The sequence below is a fragment of the Yersinia sp. 1252 StPb PI genome, assembly GCF_048593885.1.
Classification (GTDB): domain Bacteria; phylum Pseudomonadota; class Gammaproteobacteria; order Enterobacterales; family Enterobacteriaceae; genus Yersinia; species Yersinia enterocolitica_E.
This window is the reverse complement of record NZ_JAZGQE010000224.1, coordinates 1-6,656: the sequence shown is the minus strand read 5'-3', so window position 1 is coordinate 6,656 and position 6,656 is coordinate 1. Positions and strand designations below refer to the sequence as shown.

Sequence of the window (6,656 nt, the reverse complement as noted above, 5' to 3'; positions counted from 1 at the left end):
CGCCAGGTATTATCCCTCGCCATAAGGAGTATAAACAGGATTTAATAATTTAAAAAATACTCGCGAGTGGCAAGAAAAACATCTATTATTCCAGCCACGAGGAAATAAAAAACCAGCCGCTAAGCTGGTTATTATTATTCTGTCGATTGTTAAAATTTGCCGTTAAGTCGTTTATTTTTTTAGTTGCAATGTTGTCATGCAGGTTTGGCTTTCAGCTTGGGTCGCAAAAGGTGATACAGCTTTGAGACCTTGATAACTCACTTCGATAGTCCCCTCAGTATTGCGTGGCAACCACACACCAATAAAACCATTCTGATAGCTGGTCAGTGTATCTTGCAGGATAACTTTCCCAGCTTTATCGGTAATTTTCACATCAAATGCGCTATTCGCCAATTCACCACGACAGCCAGACAAACTGTGATTGAAGCATGGGTGAGTTTGGTTTACATAGGGGGCGAATGAGAGATAGAACTTATCACCCAAGGGGAAAGAATACCGCTGTTGTTCATCGGATAAGGTGAGTTCAGCACTCGTTACCGAAGCTGAATATGCCAAAGGGCGTTCTTGTTTGGATTGATCGATGGTCTCAATCATTTGCTCAGTGGTTTTTCCCGCTAAGCCATGTTGAGCCAAAAATTCCGTTTGTGTCGTCGCCGCGGCGAAATGGCTAAAAGTGACCGCAGCTAAAGCAACAATAGCCAGTCGAGCTGTTGTTGCAAATGTCTTTTTCACTGTCATGGTATCCTTCCAGTAAGAGGAAATGTTCTAGATAAGTTGGAATAATGACTGATAATCTAAACCCTCCCCTTGGGGGAGGGTCAAAGACAGATTTGAATAGAAAGGTAAACCATTGTATAGAAATGAATTTTATTGATATAAATCAAATTAACACTCTGACGTACCCCTCAAAACTGATTAATTAATATCAGGATGTTGTGCGATCAGATTCTTTCTCTTTTTCTCAAGTTCGGCTATTTCTTGATCAATATCGTCAATATTGTGTTCGATATGATCATGGTGTTCCTGCAATATCTCTCTGGCCTCCGCCCGATCAGACGCGGCTGGCGTCGCCCCTTTCAGTGGCATATTGGCAGTCTCTTTCATAAATACTCCAGTAACCAAACCAATAACCGCCACCACCATTAAGTAATAAGCGGGCATAAACAGATTTTGCGTTGTTTCAACCAACCACGCTGCGGCCGTTGGTGTCAGCCCTGCAACCAACACCGACACATTAAACGCGATAGCTAATGCGCTGTAGCGGATATGGGTTGGGAACATTGCGGGTAATATTGAGGCCATCACCCCCGTAAAACAGTTAAGCAAAATAGCCAGGATCAACAAACCACAAAATATCAAACCGATAATGCCGCTATTAATCAAAATAAAGCTGGGAATAGCGAGAATAAACAGCCCAATACTGCCACAAATAACAAAAGGTCTACGGCCAAATTTATCGCTCATTAATCCCATCACAGGCTGGACGAATAACATACCCAGCATGATTGCAATGATAATCAATACACCATGATCTTCAGAATAATGCAGACTATGGGATAGGTAGCTTGGCATGTAGGTCAGTAGCATGTAATAGGTGACGTTGGTGGCAATAACCATCCCGACACAGATAATCAGGCTCTTCCATTGTTTAGTTAAAATCTCACGGAAAGAAACCTTAGGTGGCTCGGCAATATTGTGGCGTGAATCATTATCAATTTTATCGACGTGCTGTTGAAAGGTCGGTGTCTCTTCAAGTGCATGACGCAAATAGATACCGATTAATCCTAATGGCGCAGCAACGAAAAACGGAATACGCCACCCCCACTCAAGGAAACTGGCTTCACCCACAATGCTCGAAATGAGCAGAACGACTCCAGCGCCTAATACGAAACCTGCAATGGAACCAAAATCCAACCAACTGCCAAGAAAACCACGTTTTCTATCGGGTGAATATTCAGCCACAAAAATAGCGGCTCCGGTATATTCGCCACCAACCGAAAAACCCTGTGCCAGTTTTGCCAATAACAATAATATCGGTGCCCAAATACCTATCGAGGCATAAGAGGGAATCAGACCAATACAGAAGGTGCTGACCGACATAATAATGATGGTGACAGACAGGACTTTTTGCCGCCCATATTTATCACCTAACGCACCAAAGAATAAGCCACCAAGGGGCCGAACCAAGAAAGGAACGGAAAAAGTCGCCAGTGCAGCAATCATCTGAATACCGGGATCAGCGCCGGGGAAAAATACCTGGCCAAGTGCAAAAGCGACAAAACCATACACCCCGAAATCGAACCACTCCATGGCGTTGCCCAACGCCGCTGCGGTGATTGCCTTCTTCAGTTTTGCATCATCAATGATTGTAATATCATTGAGTTGCATAGGTTTAACACTCTTTCTTCGTAGTCCCATTGTTTCTTCCTTATGTTCCCAATAGCTCCACTGCATAAAGCATGAAAATGATGACGCGGAGTAATACCTGTTAAAAAATTCAAATTTAGTGAGATATTTATAAGAATAGTTGTAAAGCGAGGCGATGTGTAGGATAGAGCGGCCTGCAACATTTAGATAGAATAACTTAACATTATCCAAAATGCATGTTAGATAGCGGATTAAAGGCACAAAAAATAGCCATTTCCGCCATTATGTCGTAAATATCCAGCCAGATATACTGCTTATGTTGTCAGTGGGTAAATTGGCCTTACCCGCCCGTACAATGCCGGGTTATCGCTTTCATCCTTAAGCTGCACCCCCGATAAATGCCGTTGGAAAGATTGCTCCAACAACCAGGCTAACTTAAAAGCCGCCTGAGGATAATCCAACCCCTCTGGCCGGATATTAGAAATACAATTGCGCTCGGACTCCAACCGCCGCGTGTTCGGCCCCCAAGTCATATAAACCCCCAAACTATCCGGGGAAGAAAGCCCCGGCCTTTCACCAATCAACATGACAACCGCTTTGGCTTGTAAACACTCCCCTGCATCATCCCCTAATGCTACCCGTGATTGATGAGCCAACACTATCGGGGCCAGTGATAAGCCGAGCGTTTGCAAATAAGGTCGTAAGGCCATCACCAAAGGGATTGCCTGCCGATGTACCGCTTTTGATGACAGACCGTCACCAATGACCAACAGGATGTCGGCTTGCTTATCAGGCCATGCACACAACTGTTCACGGCTTTGCGACGATAGCTTTCGGCCAAGATCCGGGCGGCGCAGATAAGTTGCACGATCTGGCGCAGCACTGTTGACGGTAAGTGTCCGTAATCCTGAATCTGCCAGTTGATTAGCAAGATCTTCACTGATAAACGGCTGATGCACAGCATCACGTGCCTGTGCATGTGCCAAACCAAATTTCAACAGCTCTTCAGTCGGCAAGCTTGCTCCTGTACGGCCAAGAGCAATGCGCGCCGCCGTAAACTGACGCAAAGCCGCCCACGAATTGCGATGTAACACCCCATTTATTATCTCATTTCCGCTCATCAGAATGCCCCCATAGGTGGCAACTGTGCTAATAACGGATGATTGGCCGCGGTATCACGCAAGCGCCCCTGAGCATCCATAATATTCATTTTCTCTAGCCACAGACCAAACTCTGGTGCATGTTTCAGACCGAGCAATTGCCGGATATACAACGCATCATGAAACGACGTACTTTGATAATTAAGCATGATGTCATCAGCTCCCGGCACCCCCATCATAAAGGTCAGTCCAGCGGTCCCCAGTAAGGTCAGCAAGGTATCCATATCATCCTGATCCGCCTCAGCATGGTTGGTATAGCAGACATCACAACCGAGTGGGACACCCAGTAACTTGCCACAGAAATGGTCTTCCAAACCGGCACGGATAATCTGCTTACCATCATAAAGATATTCTGGCCCGATAAACCCGACGACAGTATTAGTCAGTAACGGTGAGAAGCGACGAGCAATCGCATAAGCGCGCGCTTCACAGGTTTGTTGATCAACCCCGAAATGGGCATTACCGGAGAGACAACTGCCCTGCCCAGTTTCAAAATACATCACATTGTCACCGACAGTGCCTCGCTTGAGGCTCAATGCCGCACAGTGTGCTTCTTCCAACAAGGCCAGATTGATGCCAAAACCGGCATTTGCAGCTTCACTGCCCGCGATAGACTGAAACACTAAATCAACCGGTGCTCCGCGTTCAATCAACTTAATCGTGTTAGTAACATGCGTTAATACGCAGGATTGAGTGGGGATCTCAAAGCGGCTTATCACGTCATCCAGCATATAATTAAGTTTTTCTAACAATGGCAAGCTGTCACTGGCGGGATTGATGCCAATCACAGCATCACCGCTGCCATACAGCAGGCCGTCAAGCATGCTGGCGGCGATACCCGGCAAACTGTCCGTGGGGTGATTGGGCTGTAGCCGCACACTTAAGTGGCCGGCAAGGCCAATAGTGTTACGGAATCGGGTAATAACACGGCATTTTTTCGCCACCAGAATCAAATCCTGATTACGCATTATTTTACTTACCGCGGCGGCCATTTCTGGGGTGATACCAGCACTGACTTGCGCTAACACCACACTGTCGGCCTGCTCGCTGAGTAACCAGTCACGAAAATCGCCGACGGTCAGATGCGCTATTGGCGCAAAAGCCTGCGGGTCGTGGCTATCAATAATCAGCCGTGTGACTTCATCCTGCTCATAAGGAATCAGCATTTGCTGTAAAAACGTTTTTAGCGGCAGATCTGCCAGCGTCATACGGGCAGCCATGCGTTCTTCAGCACTTTCTGCCGCAACGCCCGCCAGATAATCACCCGAACGTGCCGGTGAAGCTTTAGCCATCAAATCACGTAAATCGCCAAAGTGGTAACTACGATGGCTCAGTGTTGTCTGGTACATACTGCGTCCCTTAGTTGCACAGGCTGCATAAACAGCCTGAACAATGATGACATTAATAGCAAGAATGGATCACTCGGCAGCACTGAGCTGTGGATCAAATGCGGCAGTAGCGCGTGAACGGTGGGTAAGACGAAAATAAATATAACCGACCAACATCATTCCAGCGAATATCAGAGCCAGCAGCGGGTTGTAATAGATCATCGCAATCAGACAGACAACCGCCAAAACTAACGCCAATGCTGGCGCAAAGGGATAGAACGGCGCGGAGAATGGGCGAGTCAGGCGTGGCTCTGTTTGTCGCAGTTTGAATAATGACAACATTGAGATGATATACATCACGATGGCACCAAACACCGACATAGTGACAATATTTGCCGTCAGTGGCATGCCGCCAATAATAATCAACGAGTCAGAAAAAATAGCACCAATCCCGACAACACCACCGGCCAAAATAGCCAGGTGTGGGGTACGGAAACGGCGGTTTACTTTGGCCAGCGGCTTAGGTAAATAACCGGCGCGGGCCAAAGCAAAAATCTGGCGGGAATAACCCATAATGATGCCATGGAATGAGGCTATCAGACCAAATAGCCCAAGCCATACCAGCATGTGTAACCAACCGCTGTCGCTGCCAACGATAATTTTCATTGCTTGTGGCAGTGGGTCGTTGATATTAGATAGCTTAGTCCAGTCGCCCACCCCACCGGCAAATACCATCACACCTAATGCCAGCACCACTAAGGTCAAAATACCGCCAATAAAGGCGCGCGGAATGGTACGTTGTGGCTCTTTTGCTTCCTCTGCGGCCATCGAAGCCCCTTCAATCGCCAAAAAGAACCAAATAGCAAAGGGAATAGCGGCAAAAATCCCCGATAATGACCCGATACTGAATGTATCCGCGCCAGCCCAACCGCCTCTGACAAAGTTACTGATTTCAAAGCCTGGTGCGACCACGCCCATAAATACCAGCAACTCAAAAATAGCCAATATCGTCACCAACAGTTCAAAGGTTGCAGCAATACTGACACCCAGAATATTCAATGACATAAATATCAGATAGGCCCCAACCGCCACCCACTTTGGGTCAATTGCTGGGAATTGAACATTAATATAGGCACCAATTGCCATGGCAATGGCGGGAGGAGCAAATACAAACTCAATCAACGTCGCAAGACCAGCAATAAAGCCACCCGTTGGGCCAAAAGCGCGGTGAGCGTAAGCAAACGGCCCTCCGGCATGAGGAATAGCGGTGGTTAATTCGGTAAAACTAAAAATAAATGCCGTGTACATCGCGGCCACACCCAGAGCGGTAAACAGGAACCCTAATGTTCCCGCTTGCGCCCATCCGTAGCTCCAACCAAAATACTCGCCGGAAATCACCAACCCGACGGCAATACCCCATAATTGAAAACTGCCCAACGTACGTTTTAATTCCGGTGCTTGTTTCGCCTGTGACATACCTTATCCCTATCAAAGAAATTTAATGGTAATAGTGCGGTCTATGGCTAAAGCAATGTTTGTACCAAATGATAGATAACCGCTGAACAACGGAAATACCCGCACTTTGAGTAATGGGAAAAGGAGATGTAACGGGAGATAGCACTGTATGTGCGCTTTTCCCGCACTTTTTAGAGGCAAATGCACGAAGATGCAGCACCGCGAGGAAGGTACGCCTCATCCAGTCAAAAAAAGCATCGTTTTGCTGCTGGGAGTACAGCACTCACTTTAATTTTCAGAAATAATGCATTACGCAACGCCATAAACAAGACATAAATCACAAAAT

The 6,656-nt window shown here is 46.8% G+C and carries 5 protein-coding genes; all 5 read right to left on the bottom strand.

Annotated features, from left to right (window positions below; all coding sequences use genetic code 11):
• Positions 1 to 171: 171 nt before the first annotated feature.
• Positions 172 to 732, bottom strand: a complete 561-nt coding sequence (gene cueP, locus V2A85_RS21145) for a copper-binding periplasmic metallochaperone CueP (protein WP_372560547.1) — start codon at positions 730 to 732, stop codon at positions 172 to 174.
• Between the two features lie 183 nt (positions 733 to 915).
• Positions 916 to 2,418: a glycine betaine/L-proline transporter ProP gene (proP, locus tag V2A85_RS21140; RefSeq protein WP_372560546.1), complete on the bottom strand. Its 1,503-nt coding sequence runs from the start codon at positions 2,416 to 2,418 to the stop codon at positions 916 to 918.
• 263 nt (positions 2,419 to 2,681) lie between these two features.
• Positions 2,682 to 3,488, bottom strand: a complete 807-nt coding sequence (eutC, locus tag V2A85_RS21135) for an ethanolamine ammonia-lyase subunit EutC (protein WP_420072276.1) — start codon at positions 3,486 to 3,488, stop codon at positions 2,682 to 2,684.
• Positions 3,488 to 4,876 (bottom strand): ethanolamine ammonia-lyase subunit EutB, encoded by a 1,389-nt coding sequence (locus tag V2A85_RS21130; protein ID WP_420072275.1) that lies wholly within the window; start codon positions 4,874 to 4,876, stop codon positions 3,488 to 3,490. Before V2A85_RS21130 ends, eutC begins: the two co-directional genes overlap by 1 nt.
• A 69-nt stretch (positions 4,877 to 4,945) precedes the next feature.
• A complete protein-coding gene (gene eat / locus V2A85_RS21125) occupies positions 4,946 to 6,331 on the bottom strand; it encodes an ethanolamine permease (RefSeq protein WP_372560543.1) in 1,386 nt (461 codons plus the stop codon).
• Between the last annotated feature and the right edge of the window lie 325 nt (positions 6,332 to 6,656).